Annotated in this window: 13 protein-coding genes; 11 read left to right on the top strand and 2 right to left on the bottom strand. The window is 42.6% G+C overall.

Annotated features, from left to right (window positions below):
• Nucleotides 1-59: 59 nt before the first annotated feature.
• Nucleotides 60-1,748, bottom strand: a complete 1,689-nt coding sequence (locus BWD42_RS01530) for an RluA family pseudouridine synthase (protein WP_077432717.1) — start codon at nt 1,746-1,748, stop codon at nt 60-62.
• 149 nt (nt 1,749-1,897) lie between these two features.
• Here BWD42_RS01530 and BWD42_RS01535 point away from each other — a divergent pair, with 149 nt between their 5' ends.
• The 10 genes from BWD42_RS01535 (at nt 1,898) to BWD42_RS24415 (ending at nt 16,292) form a co-directional block, all read left to right on the top strand.
• Entirely contained in the window at nt 1,898-2,371 is a 474-nt protein-coding gene (locus BWD42_RS01535) for a Dps family protein (RefSeq protein ID WP_077432718.1), read from the top strand.
• A gap of 141 nt (nt 2,372-2,512) precedes the next feature.
• Nucleotides 2,513-4,972: a glycoside hydrolase family 31 protein gene (locus tag BWD42_RS01540; protein WP_077432719.1), complete on the top strand. Its 2,460-nt coding sequence runs from the start codon at nt 2,513-2,515 to the stop codon at nt 4,970-4,972.
• 2 nt (nt 4,973-4,974) lie between these two features.
• Nucleotides 4,975-6,933 (top strand): 1,4-alpha-glucan branching protein GlgB, encoded by a 1,959-nt coding sequence (glgB, locus tag BWD42_RS01545; RefSeq protein WP_077432720.1) that lies wholly within the window; start codon nt 4,975-4,977, stop codon nt 6,931-6,933.
• 84 nt (nt 6,934-7,017) lie between these two features.
• Nucleotides 7,018-8,430, top strand: coding sequence for a glycogen synthase (locus BWD42_RS01550; protein ID WP_077432721.1), 1,413 nt, complete (start codon nt 7,018-7,020; stop codon nt 8,428-8,430).
• Nucleotides 8,431-8,436: 6 nt separating this feature from the next.
• Nucleotides 8,437-9,720, top strand: a complete 1,284-nt coding sequence (locus BWD42_RS01555; RefSeq protein ID WP_077432722.1) for a glucose-1-phosphate adenylyltransferase — start codon at nt 8,437-8,439, stop codon at nt 9,718-9,720.
• Between the two features lie 63 nt (nt 9,721-9,783).
• Complete coding sequence (locus BWD42_RS01560) at nt 9,784-10,539, top strand: hypothetical protein (RefSeq protein WP_139350980.1); 756 nt, start codon at nt 9,784-9,786, stop codon at nt 10,537-10,539.
• A 1-nt stretch (nt 10,540) separates the two neighbouring features.
• The gene (locus tag BWD42_RS01565) at nt 10,541-11,323 is read left to right on the top strand and encodes a zinc-dependent peptidase (protein WP_139350981.1); all 783 of its coding nucleotides are present in this window, start codon (nt 10,541-10,543) and stop codon (nt 11,321-11,323) included.
• A 74-nt stretch (nt 11,324-11,397) separates the two neighbouring features.
• Nucleotides 11,398-13,179: a DUF4091 domain-containing protein gene (locus BWD42_RS01570; protein WP_077432724.1), complete on the top strand. Its 1,782-nt coding sequence runs from the start codon at nt 11,398-11,400 to the stop codon at nt 13,177-13,179.
• Between the two features lie 258 nt (nt 13,180-13,437).
• Nucleotides 13,438-15,171 (top strand): thiamine pyrophosphate-dependent enzyme, encoded by a 1,734-nt coding sequence (locus BWD42_RS01575; RefSeq protein ID WP_254846156.1) that lies wholly within the window; start codon nt 13,438-13,440, stop codon nt 15,169-15,171.
• A gap of 653 nt (nt 15,172-15,824) precedes the next feature.
• A complete protein-coding gene (locus BWD42_RS24415; protein ID WP_139350982.1) occupies nt 15,825-16,292 on the top strand; it encodes a hypothetical protein in 468 nt (155 codons plus the stop codon).
• Here BWD42_RS24415 and BWD42_RS01585 read toward each other — a convergent pair.
• Nucleotides 16,272-16,658: a diacylglycerol kinase family protein gene (locus tag BWD42_RS01585; RefSeq protein WP_077432727.1), complete on the bottom strand. Its 387-nt coding sequence runs from the start codon at nt 16,656-16,658 to the stop codon at nt 16,272-16,274. The two genes, BWD42_RS24415 and BWD42_RS01585, sit on opposite strands and share 21 nt — an antisense overlap.
• Nucleotides 16,659-16,904: 246 nt before the next feature.
• Between BWD42_RS01585 and BWD42_RS01590 the strand changes: the two genes are divergently transcribed.
• Nucleotides 16,905-18,077, top strand: a complete 1,173-nt coding sequence (locus BWD42_RS01590) for a MalY/PatB family protein (protein ID WP_077432728.1) — start codon at nt 16,905-16,907, stop codon at nt 18,075-18,077.
• Nucleotides 18,078-18,108 lie beyond the last annotated feature (31 nt).

Here is an 18,108-nt window from a genome sequence, read left to right on the forward strand (position 1 = left end):
TTCGCGATGATTTTCCGCTTCTCTATTTGCTGACTTTTGTAACGATATAGTCAATTCTGTTAAAATTCAGGTGGGATTTCAAAGCTGATTTCCTGTTTGGTACTTGGATGTATCAACTTGATAAAAGTTGCGTGGAGGTGTAATCTATCCGCTTTTTTGCCATAAAGATCGTCGCCGACAATAGGTGTGGCGAGTCCCTCTGGATGAACGGCATGCATACGAAGTTGATGTGTGCGGCCTGTTAAGGGATAGAAACGGATTCTTGTTTTATCACCTTCGATTGAGATCCGCTCCCACTTGGTCTGGGCGGGTTTGCCGTAGCTGTAACAGACCATTTGTCTTGGCCGATCATCGAGATCCACACGCAGAGGAAGGTCGATTAACCCGGATTCCTGTTCAACGATACCATCCAACAAAGCGATATATTCCTTGGCTATGGTATGTCGTATAAATTGATCCTGTATAAATTGATGGGCTTCTTTATTTTTGGCAACAACCAGCAATCCCGAAGTGGACATATCCAGTCGATGGATAATTATCGGACCTGCATTGGGATAGCGTTGGAGTACCCGATTGTAGACGGAATCTTTGACATATATTCCGGGGACGGATAAAAACTCGGCCGGTTTATTGAAAACAATGATATCTTCGTCCTCATAGATTTGTGGAAGTTCGGTGTGCAATGTCGTTTCCTGTTGCATGGGATTGGGGTCTACCTCGAGTCCCTGAAGCATATAACCTAAGATTGGTTCACATTTTTTACGGCAGGCCGGATAATAATTTTTATGTCTGCGGATTTCGGACGAAGGGGAGCAGCCCCACCAGAATTCGGCCAAGGCTATGGGTGTAAGGTTGTTGCTGTAGGCATATTGCAATAATTTCGGTGCGGCACATTCTCCGGAGCCCGCGGGTGGCGTGCTTTGGTCAAAGTCCTGAAAAATTGCAACAACATTCTTGTGCTGCCCAGTTGCGTCCAAAAAATTATATTGTTCAAAAAGCTGTTTTTGCAGATTTCCGGATCGCATCTTACGCTCTTCTTTTAATACAGCAATGTCAGAAAGCAAGCCTTGGAGTTTAAGGTTTTCCGATTCCAGTGCCCGATGCATGTCATATTGATAGCGCTGAAGCTCCTGTTTGTCCTTGAGGCTCTGGCTGCGCATATCGTCCATCAGTATTTCGTAATCCTCATCCGAAAGGAGCGGCCGTAATTTCGTCCGGGTTTCCTTGCGTTCTTTTTTCTGATTTCGGAGTTTTGTTTTGAGCAGGTCAAGCTGTGTGTTCCATTGATCTTTTAAAACGTTGAGATTGTGTTTTGTCCGCTCAAGCTCTTCACTGTTTTCAAGAAGTTCAATTTTTCTATTGAGGGCATTTAAATGTACTTCTTCGTTCAAAAAGAAGCCGTCCTCTTCCAACATATCAAATATGGGGGGGACAAAATAGCGGTGTTTGTTGCTGCCGGCAAGTTTTCCGGATACGGCGGCAAGATACCCAAGCCGATGCTGCTGATCGCGGACAACCAGTATGCCAAACATCTTGCCTATGGCAAGCCCTTTATTATTTTCTCCAAGGCCAAAGTTATGCTTCCATTCGTTTTGGATCTCAAGGTAAGCCTGAAGTTCTTCCGCGGCAGCAATGGCTAGTGGGTGTGGCTCATAGCAAAATGGAAAGGTAAATCGCAGGGGAAGTTCGATGTCCGAAATATCCGCCTTGAATGCATGAAAATAAGTGTTGTTGTCTAAAGTACCCACAGTCTTCCCTCTAATAATATTTTGTTGGCAAAAATACGGTTATTATGCTATTGAAATGACATTTTAATCTTAGTTTTTTTGGTATTCCCTGCTTTTTTGGGTAAATTTAACTAAGCAATGAAAAGATATAGTTAACAAATAAAAACAATATGAAAACTTCAATTGGAATTAAAGATGCAGACTTAAAAAAAGTTGCGAAATTGCTCAATGTCTTATTAGCCGATGAGCACATTATCTATATGAAAACACGCAATGCGCATTGGAATGTCGAAGGGGCTGATTTTCATGCTGCTCATTTATTTTTAGAGTCCCAATACGATGAGTTGGCAGAAGTTATTGATGAAGTTGCGGAGCGTGTACGTACCCAGGGACACTATGCGGTAGGTACATTTGATAAATACCTGAAATTAACCCGCTTGACAGAATCCACCTCGGAGAAGACAGATAGTCAATCTTATTATAAGGAATTATTATCGGATCATGAGTCTATTGCGATGTCCATTCGGGCGGATATTGCTGTCGTTGGTGATACCGCGGATAATGGTACGGAAGATTTTTTGGTGGGCTTACTGGAAAAACACGAGAAAATGGCTTGGATGCTTCGTGCTCATTTTTTAAAATAGCAGCGTTGAGATCCATTTGACATAAACAATCCCGCTCCTGTATAGGAACGGGATTTTTTTTATGTTTTGTTGCCGGCGCGGGATAATTTTTCTATCTTAAAGAGGAATTAAGCCTACAGAAACTTTTAATATATTACAGCTATGCTTGAAGACGACAACCTAAATCAAACCACACTAAACGAGGAAGAACATGATGATACTTTGGAAAGTATGCATCATGTGAATAATCCGGTACTGGATTTGCCTAAAATTGAAAAGAAATACCTTGAGTCAGTTGTATCCCATCATCAAAATGACAAATCATACTATTTTTCTGATGGTAAGGCAAAAGTAGAGGTGAAAATCGTAACGGATGAGATCGTGCGTGTTCGACTTGCTCCACAGGGGACTTTTCTGGAGGATTTCTCTTATGCACTGGCAAAGAAAGACCATCGGGTCAGTATACATCAATGTAAAGAAGAGGTAGACCATTATAGTGTGCATACCAACACTATTTCCTGTCGCATCAATAAAAGTGATTTTTTGATTTCCTTTTCCGATCGAGCGGGTAAATTATTCAACGCGGATTTGGCGCCGATGCATTGGGAGGAGAGCCCGGATTTTGGGGGTTATTATGTCTATAATACTAAAGTTGCTTTTGAAAATGAAGCATTTTATGGACTGGGCGATAAGGCTACTAAGCTTAATCTGCGTGGCAAGCGATTAAAGAATTGGAACTCGGACACCTATGCTTTTGCTTATGACCAGGACCCCTTATACAAAACCATTCCTTTTTACATTGGACTGAAGGACGGTGAAGCTTACGGTATTTTCTTTGACAATACGTTTAAGACCTATTTCGATTTTGCTGCTGAGGATCCGGGAAAAACCAGTTTTTGGTCAGAGGGCGGAGAATTACAATACTACTATATCCATGGACCGCATATCATTGACGTGATCCGCAGGTACCATACCTTGACAGGAACACATTATTTACCACCACTTTGGGCAATCGGTTACCATCAATGCCGATGGAGTTATTATCCGGAAGCGAATGTGCGTAAGGTAGCCGAAGAATTCAGAAAAAGACAGATTCCCTGTGATGCCATTTATCTGGATATTGATTACATGGATGGCTACCGTTGTTTTACATGGAATAAACAATATTTTCCAAATCCCAAGAAAATGATCGCTGATCTTGCCAATGAGGGCTTCAAGACAGTGGTCATGATTGATCCGGGTATTAAGGTGGATGAAAACTATTGGGTATTTCGGGAAGGGAAAGAGAATAAATATTTCTGTCGCCGTGGGGATGACTATTTTATGGAAGGCTTTGTCTGGCCCGGGCGCTGTCAGTTTCCTGATTTTACCAACCCCGAAGTGAGACAGTGGTGGGGAACCTTATATCAGGGGCTGGTAGAAGATGGTGTCGCAGGCTTTTGGAATGACATGAATGAGCCGGCAGTTTTTGGCCGTGGGACTTTTCCGGATGATGTCAGACATCAATACGATGGGCATCGTGGATCGCACCGAAAAGCGCACAATGTGTATGGCATGCAAATGGTTCGTGCTACCTATGACGGCTTAAAGAAATTGTATAAAAACAAACGTCCATTTACCATTACACGAGCGGCTTATGCAGGAACGCAGCGGTATTCTTCGGTTTGGACCGGGGATAATTTAGCGAGTTGGGAACACCTCAAACTAGGTACCCTGCAGTTGCAGCGTTTGTCTACCTCAGGAATGTCTTTCTGTGGAACGGACATTGGTGGTTTTACCGGGGAGCCAGATGGGGAACTGTTCACACGATGGATGCAATTTGGTGTTTTTTCTCCGTTTATGCGTGTGCATTCAGCGGGGGATACCCGTGATCGCGAACCTTGGAGTTTCGGTGAGGACTGGGAGAAAATCAATAAAAAGTTTATTGAACTGCGGTACAAACTTTTGCCTTATATCTACACCTGTTTTTGGGAGCAAACGAAATATGGGTATCCGATTTTGCGTCCGATTTCAATGGTGGAGCAGCATATTCCTACGAATTGGCAGCGCGAGGAAGAATTCTGTTTTGGCGATAAGATATTGGTGTCGCCTGTGTTGCAGCCCGGTCAGACGAGCAAGGTGGTTTATCTGCCTGCCGGAGACTGGTTCTACTACTTCAATAATGAGGTTTATGTTGGCGGAAAAGAGCATACCATTGCAACTCCGCTGGATGAAATGCCGATGTTTATCCGTGGCGGTTCTGTCATCCCAGAATACCCGGTCATGCAATACACAGGTGAAAAGAAGGTCGAAGAACTACAGTTGAATATCTATTTTTCGGAAGGGGTACACCGTTCATATGTGTATTCTGATCATGGAGACACATTCGCATATGAACAGGATATCTATTTGGAAAAATGCTTTACAGTGTCCGGATTAAAAGATTCCCTGTCGATCAAACAGACCCGTGATGGATTATTTACCGAAAGATACGAAGAGTATAAGCTCCAGTTAATAGGTTTGCCATTTGCAGTTAAAAAAGTGAAAACAGATGGAATCGATACAAAAATACAACAGGATGAACAGGGGCGATATTGGATTAATGTCGCACGTGAATTTGAAAACATATTGATAGAGGGTTAAACATGGCCAATCAAGTAATACCGCATAGTCTTTTTTCGGAATTTGATGTTGCTCTGTTCCAGTCGGGCAGGCATTTCAAATTGTATGAAAAATTTGGTTCGCATGAACTGGAAGTAGAGGGTGAAAGAGGCGTTTATTTTGCGGTTTGGGCCCCAAATGCAAAATCCGTTTCCGTAACGGGAAACTTCAATTTCTGGGACAAAGGGAGCCACCCTTTAAATGTCCGCTGGGATACAAGTGGCATCTGGGAAGGATTTATTCCAGGCATTGCCAATGGTGAAACTTATAAATATTGTATTCAATCCTCTTCCGGAGAAGAGCTTGAGAAAGGTGACCCTTTCGCATTCAGATGGGAGGTAGCACCCAAAACGGCATCCATTGTTCATTCTAATTGGTATGAATGGAATGATGGAAACTGGATGAAGGAGCGTGTTGTAAAAAATAGACTGGATCAACCTTGGTCGGTCTATGAACTGCATCTGGGCTCATGGGCGAGAGATCCGGAGAGCCCGGACACCTTGTTGAACTATCGGGAGATTGCTGTGCAGCTCGTTGCTTATGTCAAGGAAATGAATTTTACGCACGTAGAATTTATGCCACTGATGGAGCATCCTTATTATCCTTCCTGGGGATATCAGATCACGGGCTACTTTGCAGCGAGTTCGCGTTACGGTTCTGCACAGGATTTAATGTACCTGATCGAAGCGTTACATGAAGCGGGAATTGGGGTATTATTGGATTGGGTACCTTCACATTTCCCTGGCGATGCGCATGGACTTCATCGCTTTGACGGCACATGTCTTTATGAACACGAAGATCCACGAAAGGGCTTCCATCCGGACTGGCAATCGTATATTTTCAATTATGGCCGTAATGAGGTGCGCTCTTTCCTGATCAGTAATGCTTTTTATTGGTTGGACCGTTTTCATATCGATGGGCTTCGTGTGGATGCCGTTGCTTCGATGTTGTATCTGGACTATAGCCGGAATGCCGGTGAATGGATTCCGAATGAATTCGGCGGTAATGAAAATCTGGAGGCGGTACAATTTCTGAAGGAATTTAATGAAGCTGTTTATGCGCATTTTCCCGACGTACAGACCATTGCCGAAGAATCAACCTCTTGGCCGGGTGTGAGTAAGCCGACCTATGCAGGTGGACTGGGCTTTGGAATGAAATGGATGATGGGATGGATGCATGATACCCTGGATTATTTTAAGGAAGATCCGATCAATAGGAAGTACCATCACGATCGCATCACATTCGCAACAGTATATGCTTTTCATGAGAATTTTATGCTCCCGCTTTCGCACGATGAAGTCGTCTATGGAAAACAGCCTCTAATTTATAAGATGCCTGGAGATGAGTGGCAAAAATTCGCCAATCTAAGGGCTTTATACTTATTTATGTATACGTTCTTAGGAACGAAATTGTTGTTTATGGGGGGAGAGTTTGGGCAAACGTCTGAGTGGAATGTGAACCAGTCACTCGACTGGCATCTGCTGGAATTTATGCCACATCAAGGGATGAAAAGGTTCGTGGCCGATTTAAATGCAACTTATCAGCAACAACCCAGTCTCTATCAAAAGGCTTTTGATGCCTCGGGCTTCGAATGGATAGATGCCGGTGACCGTGAGCATTCAATCTTGGTTTATTGGCGTAAGGCGTTTGACTCCTGGGATGATACGGTGGTCGTGATTAACCTGACGCCTGTTGTCCGTGAACATTTTCGTATCGGACTGCCTTATGCCGGCGTATGGGAAGTGGTTTTGAGCTCGGATGATCTTGCATATTTTGGTTCAGGAGTCAGCAGTCAACATGTGGAAACGGAACACCTGCATTGGATGAACCGTGCACAGTCGGCCCAGGTCGATCTTCCACCACTCGGGGGGTATATCCTTAAGCGGAAGAAGGAGCTGAGAGAAACTGTTCCTGTAAAGCCAGCGGAACGTATTCCCGTCTAAGATGCTGTTCTCGTAGTAGAAGTAGATGAAAATAAATTTAAATAACATAAGCTCCATCTGAACGATGGGAAAAAATATGTACCAATGAAAGTATTTCATTTAAGTGTCGAATGTTATCCAATAGCCAAGGTTGGTGGTCTAGCAGATGTGGTCGGCGCATTGCCTAAGTATCAAACTAAACTTGGTGTGGATGCAGCTGTTATCATGCCTTGGTACGACCGTCCATTTGTTCAACAACACTCCTTCGATGTGATTCATGAAGGAACTTTTTTTCAAGGATCCGAATTATTGCATTATAGTGTTTTCAAGGAAAAAGACAATATATTGGGGTTTGAACTCTATCTGATTAAAATTCCTGGCAAACTGGATCGCAGGGAGGTTTATTGCTATCCGGATGAGGGCGAGCAGTTTATTGCCTTTCAGCATGCTGTGTTAAATTGGTTTAAGGAAAAAGCAATTGTACCTGATATCGTGCATTGCCATGATCATCATGTGGGTTTAATGCCTTTTTTGATGAAATACAGCAATGAATATAATTTCCTTGCCGATGTAAAGACGGTAGCGACTGTTCACAACGGTCAGTATCAGGGTTGGACACACTGGAGCAAAGCGATTTTATTGCCTGGATTTGACAGCTGGAAATGGGGGCTGTTGGACTGGGACGGTTTGATAAATCCACTTGCAGCACTGATCAAGTGCTGTGATGCCTATACGACGGTCTCGGAGGGGTATCTTGAAGAATTGTATGTGGAAGCTAACGGACTACAGCATCTGTTTTACGATGAACGAAACAAGTCGGTCGGGATTGTCAATGGAATTGATTGGGATATCTGGGACCCCGGCAAAGATTATACCCTGATTGAAAATTATGATCTTGCCTCGGCCTTTGCCGGTAAACTAAAAAATAAGCAGGCTCTGGCGCAGCAGTATAAAATTAATCCAGACCTTCCTTTATTGGTTTTTATCGGACGTTTTGCCGCTGAAAAAGGAGCTGATTTATTACCGGATATAATTTTGGATCTAACCAAAAATTTTTCAGACAGATTGAGTATATTTATACTGGGAGCTGGAGATCCGGCGATTCAGGCACGGGTAAAAATGCTCGTCGAGGAAAAGGTAGAAAATTTTGATGTGTTCTTTGGTTATGATGAAAATCTTGCACACTGGCTCTATGCAAGTGCTGACTTTCTTTTGATGCCTTCGCGGGTCGAACCTTGCGGGCTCAATCAGCTTTATGCCATGAAATATGGGACCTTGCCGATCGTACACCGTGTAGGTGGCCTAAAAGATACGGTCATCGATCTGGAAAACGATGGGTATGGTGTTGGTTTTGACACGCTTGAGGTGGCTGATATCAGAAAAGCTATTATCCGCGCTGTCGAGTATTATGAAAATAGGTCCAAATTTGAGGACAACCAACACAAAATAATGAGTTTGGATTTTTCGTGGGATAAATCCGCAGCGAAATATATAAGTCTATATAACCAATTAATTTAATTTGATATGTCACATCACAATGTAGTAGCTATCGTCTTGGGCGGAGGAAGGGGTTCACGTCTATATCCGTTGACCGACCAACGGTCTAAACCAGCTGTTCCTATTGCAGGAAAATATCGCTTGGTTGATATTCCCATCTCGAATTGTCTCAATTCGGGATTCAATAAGATTTTTGTGTTGACACAGTTCAATTCGTCCTCGCTGAATTCCCATATAAAAAATACATACAACTTCAGTATTTTTAGTAAGGGTTTTGTCGATATTTTAGCGGCCGAACAGACGAATGATGGTGACAAATGGTTTGAAGGCACCGCAGATGCCGTGCGTAGATCGTTCAAGAAGCTGGCAAGCATAGATTACGATTATGTTTTGATCTTATCGGGGGATCAGCTTTATCAGATGGATTTTGATGCGCTGGTGGACTTTCACGTACAGAATGAAGGTGATCTGACAATTGCGACCATTCCTGTCAATGGCAAAGATGCAACAGGTTTTGGTATTCTTAAATCGGATGAACACAACCACATCACATCGTTTATCGAGAAGCCCAATAGTGAGCAGTTGCTGGACTGGAGTTCGGAAGTGAACGATCACTTGAAGGCGGAGGGGCGGGAATACCTGGCCTCCATGGGGATCTATGTATTCAGTAAAGGTGTACTCAAGCGTCTGTTGGAAGAAAATAGCGGAATGGACTTTGGAAAAGAGATTATTCCGGATGCGATTGAAAATATCAAAGTACTCAGCTATCAGTATGAAGGCTATTGGACCGATATTGGAACAATAGGGTCGTTTTATGAAGCGAATATCGGGCTGACGGATAATATTCCAGCCTTTAACCTATTTGATAAAAATACGGTTTTTACCCGGCCACGTATGTTGCCTCCTTCTAAGATTTCGGGCACGACATTGATTAATTCGGTTATCTCTGATGGATGTATTATCCATGCCGATAAGGTAGACCGCTCGGTGATCGGTGTACGTTCACGTATTGGTATTGGTTCAGTCGTACGGGGAACTTATATGATGGGGTCCGACTATTACGAGGATTTTTCGGATATGGATGAAGCGAAAAGAAAAAATATGCCTATCGTTGGGGTAGGTGAACGCTGTTATATCGAAAATGCGATCCTGGATAAAAACTGTCGTATCGGAAATGATGTGCGCATTAATGGCGGTCCCCATTTGTTGAATGCCAATCATCAGACGTACACAGTCTGCGATGGTATTGTGGTGATCAAAAAAAATGCTGTTATCCCAAGTGGCACGACAATCGGGCTGGCCACCGTATAAATTTATTAAACAAGGGAGATAATATATTGTTATAATTGCATGTTATTGTAATAAAAAAATGCTTTGAAACAGATTATCTCCCTTCTTTTTTTATTGATCACATTTGCCGGTTGTGATACTTCTTTAATGGTACAGAGCACCGGCGTGTTACGAGATGCTTCGCGAAGATTTGAACTTCATAACGGTGACCGCCGCATTATATATATCCCGATGCGGCATTTGGGAACGCGTGTATATTATGATCAGATCCAGGCCGCGGTAGACTCTCTCCAAAAATCGGGTTATGTTGTTTTTTATGAAAGTATTGCCTACAGGGTGGATAGCGCCGAACAACGAGATCTATATGATCGAAAATTCAGAAAACTGACCGGCAACCGCCTTGGCTTGCAACAATGCATTGAAACTCCCGGAGATACATCAAAAGTACTGAGGGCGCCCCTGTACCGTAAATTGGGACAACGTATCATCAGTCAGCCAGATTACTCTTTTTTTCTGGTTAATTACGAAACCGCTGTGAATGCAGATATTCCAAAGAATAAGCTGTTGGACGATTTTGAATACCGCTATGGTACCATAAAGCTCGATGCCTGCGACTACGATACTCCGCTAAATGCACCCTATGGTTGCAAACCCATAAAAACAGCACTCAAGAATAAGTTTGATAAAGAATTTATCATGCAACAACGGGAAGAAAATCTAGCTTCTCTTGTGGCTGACGCTCCGCAGCAGAAAATTTTAATCTTATTTGGCACATCTCATTTTAAAGGCTTTTTGCGTAATTTGCAGGCCAGAGATCCCCGTTGGATAAAGATAAAATAATATGTTAGGAAAGATTTTTATTATACTACTTGTACCGGTAACCATCTATGTTGTCTATTACTTGTTAAATCGTACTGCGAAAAACAACAAGGCTATTAAACGCGTCCTGAGTGATGAGGGGAAGGATATCCTCGAAAAGGAGGTTGCTTATTACCGGCAGCTCTCTAGCATAGATAAACAGGAATTTGAGTCGCGCTGTCTGTCATTTTTGGATACGGTCAAGATTGAGGGCGTGGGGGTTGTCTTAGAACTGAAAGATTATATGCTTATTGCGGCCAGCGCAATTATTCCGATCTTTGCTTTCAAGAAATGGACTTATCCAAACCTGACCAATATTATGGTTTATCCCGCCCATTTCAATGCTGATTATCAATTTGAAGGTCATGCAGACCGGAATATCATGGGAATGGTGGGGGAAGGAGCCATGAACGGACAGATGATTTTGTCTAAAGCAGCATTAGAATATGGTTTTCAAAATCCAAGTGATGGTCAGAATACAGCGATTCATGAATTTGTGCACCTTATTGATAAAAGCGATGGCACAATAGATGGTGTTCCGACTTATTTGTTGGACAAAGCAGCTGTTATTCCTTTTATGTATTTAATACGTACGGAAATTAGTAAGATAAAGCAGCACCAATCGGATATTGATACCTATGGTATGACCAACCCCGGGGAATTTTTTGCTGTCGCATCAGAATACTTTTTTGAAAATCCAGCAAAATTTCAGAAAAACCATCCGGAGCTTTATACTGCACTTTCTAAAATTTTTGAGCAAAGTTAAGCGAAGATAAATAAAATTTTAGTATTTTTAAAGCAAACAGAAAATGTTTGCTTTTTTTGTTAATTACAACTGTTATGCCTAAAACTACTATTTATTCTACTATTGCATGCGCATGTCTATTATTTTGCGGCAATAATCAAGGTTTTTCCCAGGGGCGTTATGCTGTGGGAACGACTTTTACTGAGATGGCAGATCCGACAAGAGATACGCTTTCCGATTGGTCAAATGTTAAACCGGGTTTGCACGCATCGTTTGTGTCTATCGATAAACGTTTTCCGAAATCTTTAAACCCGAATATCGCTGTCCAGCCTAACAATACGGTGGATGCCTGGAAAGGGGAGCAGGTATCGGCACAAATGCTCCTGTGGACAAGCGCAGCAGCACCGGATGTTGTCATTTCGACGGGCGAGCTAAGGTCAAGGACCGGGAAAACCATTTCCGCCGATGCGGTGCAGGCACGATTTGTTCGTTATGTGATGACAGATGAATTTGCGGAGGGTTGTGGCTATCGTAAACCCGAAGATTTTAAAGCTGCTCTTTCTGCCGATATGCTCGATGATGTCAAAAGCTATAATCTTGAGGCCAAGCGCGTACGTCCAGTCTGGATTACGGTAAAAGTTCCTGCTGGAGCGGCGGCAGGTCAATATAAGACAGTCATTGCTGTTAAACAAAAAGGTAAGGTCGTACAGAATTTGGATCTGATTGTGAATGTTCAGGAGCATGTATTACCGCCGGCTTCACAATGGTCATTCCATTTGGATCAGTGGCAACACCCATCGGCTGTAGCGCGGGTCAATAATGTTAAGATGTGGAGTGATGAGCATTTTGAAGCCTTAAAGCCAACAATGAAGCAGCTGGCTGCTGCTGGTCAGAAAGTCATCACAGCAACCCTAAATAAGGATGCCTGGAATGTACAGACCTATGATCCCTATGCGGATATGATCACCTGGAAGAAAGCAAAAGATGGATCCTGGAGCTATAACTATGCGGTATTTGACCGATGGGTTCAATTTATGATGGATCTGGGAATTAACAAACAGATCAATTGTTACTCTTTACTGCCCTGGAACAATGAGGTACATTATTTCGATGAAGCAAAAAATGAACAGGTCAATGTGGTTGCAAAACCCGGCACGCCTGTGTTTGAGGAGCTATGGACACCTTTCTTAAAAGATTTTAGTAAACATGTCAGCGCCAAAGGCTGGTTGAAAATTACCAATATTGCAATGGATGAGCGAGCACAGGAGCAAATGGATCCAGCGGTGGAACTTTTAGAACGTGTGGTACCTGAATTTGGAATTGCTTTTGCGGACAACCATAAAAGTTATAAGCGTTATCAAAAAAGTACCGATATCAGTGTTGCTGTAGGGGATCCTTTCGATCAAAATGATTTAATTGAAAGACGTAAAAAAGGGTATATCACTACATTTTATGTTTGCTGTTCAGATGAGTTTCCGAACCAATTTACATTTTCCGATCCGGCGGAATCGACCTATATGGCTTGGTACGCACTGGCTGCGGGATTTGACGGTGCACTGCGTTGGGCCTTTAATTCCTGGGTAGCCAATCCAATGCAAGATTCACGATTCCGTACATGGCCTGCCGGAGATACGTATATTGTTTATCCGCAAGGTCGTAGCTCTATCCGTTACGAGCGTATGCTGGAGGGGATCCAGGATTACACGAAAGTAAATATTCTGAAAGAAAAGTTGGAAAAATCCAATGATCAGGCGAATTTGGCCAAGCTGAATGCAAAAATCGCTAAATTAAAAAAATCTCGACGTTATGCTGCCTGGAATGAGGATCTCAATGATGCCAAAGCTTTTGTAAGTGAATTATCCAATAAGATCAAATAATTAGACGATCCTATAGTTGAATGATAGGCTGCTCTCCGGTATCAGGAGAGCAGCCTATTTTTTTGAGGCAAGGTTTTCTAAAAAGCCATAGCCTGTCATCTCGTGTTGGGGTATAAAAATTGCCGATCCATCCGTCTGTACCTTTTGTCGAATAGTGGAATATCCAAAACCATTGTTATTCAATATTGTTGTTATAAAGAAGCGATAACGTATTCAGCGTATCATCGCCTTATCAAAATTCTAAATCATCATATGGGTATGAAAAATGTAGCACAGCAGATCGTTGGTATTTTAAAGGATGCGGGAATTAAGCGTATTTATGCCGTAACGGGGGATAGTTTAAACTTTTTCAATGAGGCCGTGCATGCGGATGGGAGCATGCAATGGATACACGTCAGGCATGAGGAGGTCGGTGCATTTGCAGCGACGGCCGAAGCGGATCTGCAGGGCATTGCCTGCTGTGCGGGAAGTAGTGGCCCCGGCCATGTACATCTGATCAATGGAGTGTATGAAGCACATAAAACACGTGTGCCAATGTTGGTGATTGCTTCGACCTGTGCTACTTATGAGTTTGGTACAGATTATTTTCAGGAGACAAATCCAATCAAATTATTTGACGACTGCTCCTGTTATAATCAGATGATCACCCGACCTGAACAAGTGCAACGGATGGTGCAGAATGCCTTACAACAAGCGATTTCGAAACGGGATGTTGCCGTTATCGGTCTGCCGGGAGATGTTTCCGAAATGGAGGCTGTGCATATGAACACTTCGGCAAAGGTATTTTTCACCGAACCACAGATCAGGCCATCGGAACTTGAAATCGGTCGTTTGGCTCAATATATCAACCAAGCGGATAAAGTGACTTTATTCTGCGGTGTAGGAGCCAGAAAGGCCCAAAAACAAGTTGTGGAGCTTTCTGAAAAAATTCAGGCACCTGTAGGTTATTCGTTTAAGGCCAAACTGGATATTCAACGGGATAATCCCAACGAAATTGGAATGACAGGGCTCTTGGGGACAGCCTCTGCCTTTCAGAGTATGCACCATTCGGATCTGATCCTGCTGCTGGGGACAGATTTTCCTTACAAGGATTTTATACCCACCAATAAAACAATTGTTCAGATTGATATCGAGGGCGAGAAACTCGGTCGAAGATCGATTGTGGATTATGGCCTGGTGGGAGATATTGAGCACACGTTGAAAGCTGTCCTACCCTTTGTGGAAGCACGAACTGATTCTAATTTTCTCGAAAAACAATTGGCTGCCTATGAGAAGGTAAAAGAAGATCTGATGATCTATGTCGAAGACCCGGGCAGTGAATGTGCTATTCAGCCAGAATTTGTGGCGCATACAATTGATCAAAAAGCAAGCGATGATGCTATTTTTCTAGTAGATACAGGGATGTCCTGTGTTTGGGGAGCACGCTATATCAATCAACGCCGGGATCGCAAAATGCTGGGCTCATTTAATCACGGATCCATGGCGAATGCAATGCCAATGGCTATAGGAGCGGCATTGGCACATCCCGAAAGACAGATTATAGCCTTTTGCGGGGACGGCGGCCTTTCGATGTTGCTGGGTGATCTTGCGACGATAAAACAATATAATTTGCCGATCAAGCTGATTGTGTTCAATAACCGTTCACTCGGGATGGTTAAATTGGAGATGCAGGTTGCCGGTTTAAAAGATCAGGAAACCAATATGGTCAACCCAGATTTTGCAATGGTAGCGCAGGCGATGGGAATCCGTGCATTTACGGTGACCCGACCTGAGGAGGTAGACGGAATACTGAGTGAGGCCTTCGGCATAACGGACGAACCTGTACTCGTGGATATTTATACCAGTCCCAATGCCTTGGCTATGCCACCCAAAATATCATTCAGCCAAATGAAAGGAATGACCGAAAGTATGGCTAAATTAATGCTATCCGGCCATGTAGAGGAGGTCTGGGATACCATTAAGTCGAATTATAAACATTTGAAATCACTCTGATTCGCGTAGATCAGCAGCATTCTATTAAAAAAGCCTCTCCAATTTAAAATAACTGGAGAGGCTTTCTGTTTAGGAAAAATAAGGTATTCGGACTATTGATTGAATTTTGTGAATTACCGATCAACACTGGCGTTGAACAAACCAAAGGCTCTTCAATAACTCCTCTTTACAGCGTCGAAGTTTTTCTATTTTCGATTCCGAAGAAGTAGAAACATTCTCTTTTACAATAATAGCCAAATCTGTTTCAATGGATAATTTAGTGAGGGATGTACACCCACTGTCAAATTTCTTAAAGCTTACATCTTTCATACTAATATTGGTTAAGAATTTCTGAATTTTATAATGTACAATTTACTAATAAAAATTAGCTTTACAATATGCTGTGAATAATTTTATTGTTACTAAATTGTTTATTTTTAATATTTTATCAGTCGCTAACTTATAAACAATATTGCGGCAATTTTTGTTTTCTGAATTTCAAAAGTTTAAATGTTAGTTATTTAAAACAATATATTGTTTTGATTGCTATTGATAAGAATGAGCAGAGCAGAGGAAATAGCTCGTTTATAGGTACGCATCAGTTCATCAATAAATTCCCATTGGCGCTGATTTTGCAGCTTGTCAGTGTATATTTAAGAAAAATAATTATTCGCATGAAAGTAATCAATATTGGATTATCGTTACTGCTTTTTACCGTCGCTTGTCAGCAAAGTGGTAAAAAGCAAGGCGACCAGGTGCAATTGAACCGGGATACAGCAACAACTATTGCCGCAGTTGCTGAGCCGGGAAAGTATCAATACCTCAAAAATGGTGACACAATTTCGCTGACCATTGCGATCGACGGTAACCGGGTGCACGGCGACCTGAGTTACAGATGGAAAGAGAAAGACCGCAATATAGGCCATATTGATGGGGTGTTAAAGGACAGTATAGTGTTAGCTGATTATACTTTTGCCTCGGAAGGGCAACAATCTGTTCGGCAGGTTGCTTTTAAATTTTCCAAAAACAGGGCAGTCGAAGGTTTTGGAAACATGGAGGAAAAAGGAGGGAAGATGTCTTTTGTTGCCCCGGATAAATTGAGCTATGACGAAAAATTTGCCTTAGAACATGTGAGCCAATGATAGCAGTTTAGGAACAAATATAAGCAGTCCAATTAATAAGGCCGTTAAGCTACTCAGCATAACGGCTGCAGCTGCGATGTCCTTGATCCTTTTTATGTTGGGATTTTTTTCGGGGCAGACAAAATCAGCTAGATTTTCCAGTGCTGTATTCAGTAATTCGCAGACAAGAACAAAACCGATCGAAAAGACAACGGCTAACCATTCATAAGGACTTATCCGGAGGGCCCAGGAAAGTGCGATTGCCAATACTGCGGCTAGGAGATGTACCCTGAAATTGTGTTCTTCCCGCCAGACGATTTTTAAACCATTGAAGGCATAACCAAAACTTCGGATTCTTGCTTTCCATGAAAAGTTGCTTTGGGCCATAGTCAATATGCTATATTTTATGTAAATATAATCTTTCCCTTGATTTTTGACCGCCCTTAATTTCAGTTTATGTGCTGACTTCTGATAATAACAGTGGTCAGGAACGTTTTGCGAATGGCCGTGATCCTGAACGCGCGCTGTCCTGCAGTTGTCAGGGCCGTGGCAGCTTGTCTCGACAATTTTTTTACTTCCTATTTTCTCAGAAGTATTGTTGGAAGTACGTGGTATTTTTGAGTAAATTGCTTTATGATCTACAATTTTGATAAAATAATTGACCGTCGGGGTACGGATTCGGTCAAATGGAATCAGCAGGATTATGCGGATTTAATTCCACTCTGGGTTGCCGATATGGACTTTCCTGCATCCAACGAAATTATTAATGCGCTGAGCGAACGTGTGCAACATGCAGTTTATGGTTATGCAAGAGTTCCGGATGCTTTTTATCAAGCAGTAGCGGACTGGTCTAGCCGTAAACATGGTTTCCAACTGCAGCGCGAGTGGATACTTCCGGTTTTAGGTGTGGTACCTGCACTGTCGGCAATTGTCGCCGCATTGACCGAAACGGGGGATAAAGTGCTGATACAGGAACCTGTGTATCATTGTTTTTTTTCGTCGATCGAACGTAATGGCTGTGAAGTTGTTTCCAATGATCTACTGTACAAAGATGGAAAGTATACCATTGATTTTGTGGATTTTGAAAGGAAAGCAAGTGATCCAAAGGTAAAGCTCTTTATTCTCTGCAGCCCACATAACCCTGCGGGTAGGGTCTGGACAAAAGCGGAGCTTGAGCAATTGGGTGAAATCTGTCTAAAAAACAATGTACTGGTTGTTTCGGACGAGATCCACTGCGATCTGGTTTATGAGGGGTATCGACATATTCCTTTTGGAACGATTGATCCAGCCTTTCTGGCGAATACCATCACTTGCATGGCACCGAGCAAAACCTTTAATCTGGCGGGCCTGCAAGTCGCCACGGTTATTGTCGCGGATCCACTGCTGAACAAAAAGGTGCAGCAGGCTTTTCTTGTCAATGAGATCGCCAGTATAAGTCCTTTTGCGATAACTGGTTTAATAGCGGCCTATCAACATGGTGAGGAATGGCTGCAGCAAGTTTTGAGTTATGTTCATCATAATTATGTTTATGTAAAAAATTACGTGGCTCAACATTTGCCTTTCCTGAAAATTGTTCCCCTGGAAGGTACCTATTTGGTTTGGCTAGATTGTTCGGCTTTAAATCTTTCCAGCCGGAAGCTGGGACAGTTGCTCCTGCAGGAAGCCCACTTACAGGTGAATGTTGGAGCGATGTATGGAAAAGGAAGTGATTCCTTTATCCGCTTGAATATTGCCTGTGCGAGACCAATTTTAGAGGAGGGATTAAATCGGTTGAAACAGGTGCTGCAGAATTTGATGGAAAAATAATGCTTGTATAATTTTATAAGCCATAGTGACG

Origin of the sequence: Sphingobacterium sp. CZ-UAM, assembly GCF_002000245.1 — a bacterium.
GTDB lineage: Bacteria > Bacteroidota > Bacteroidia > Sphingobacteriales > Sphingobacteriaceae > Sphingobacterium.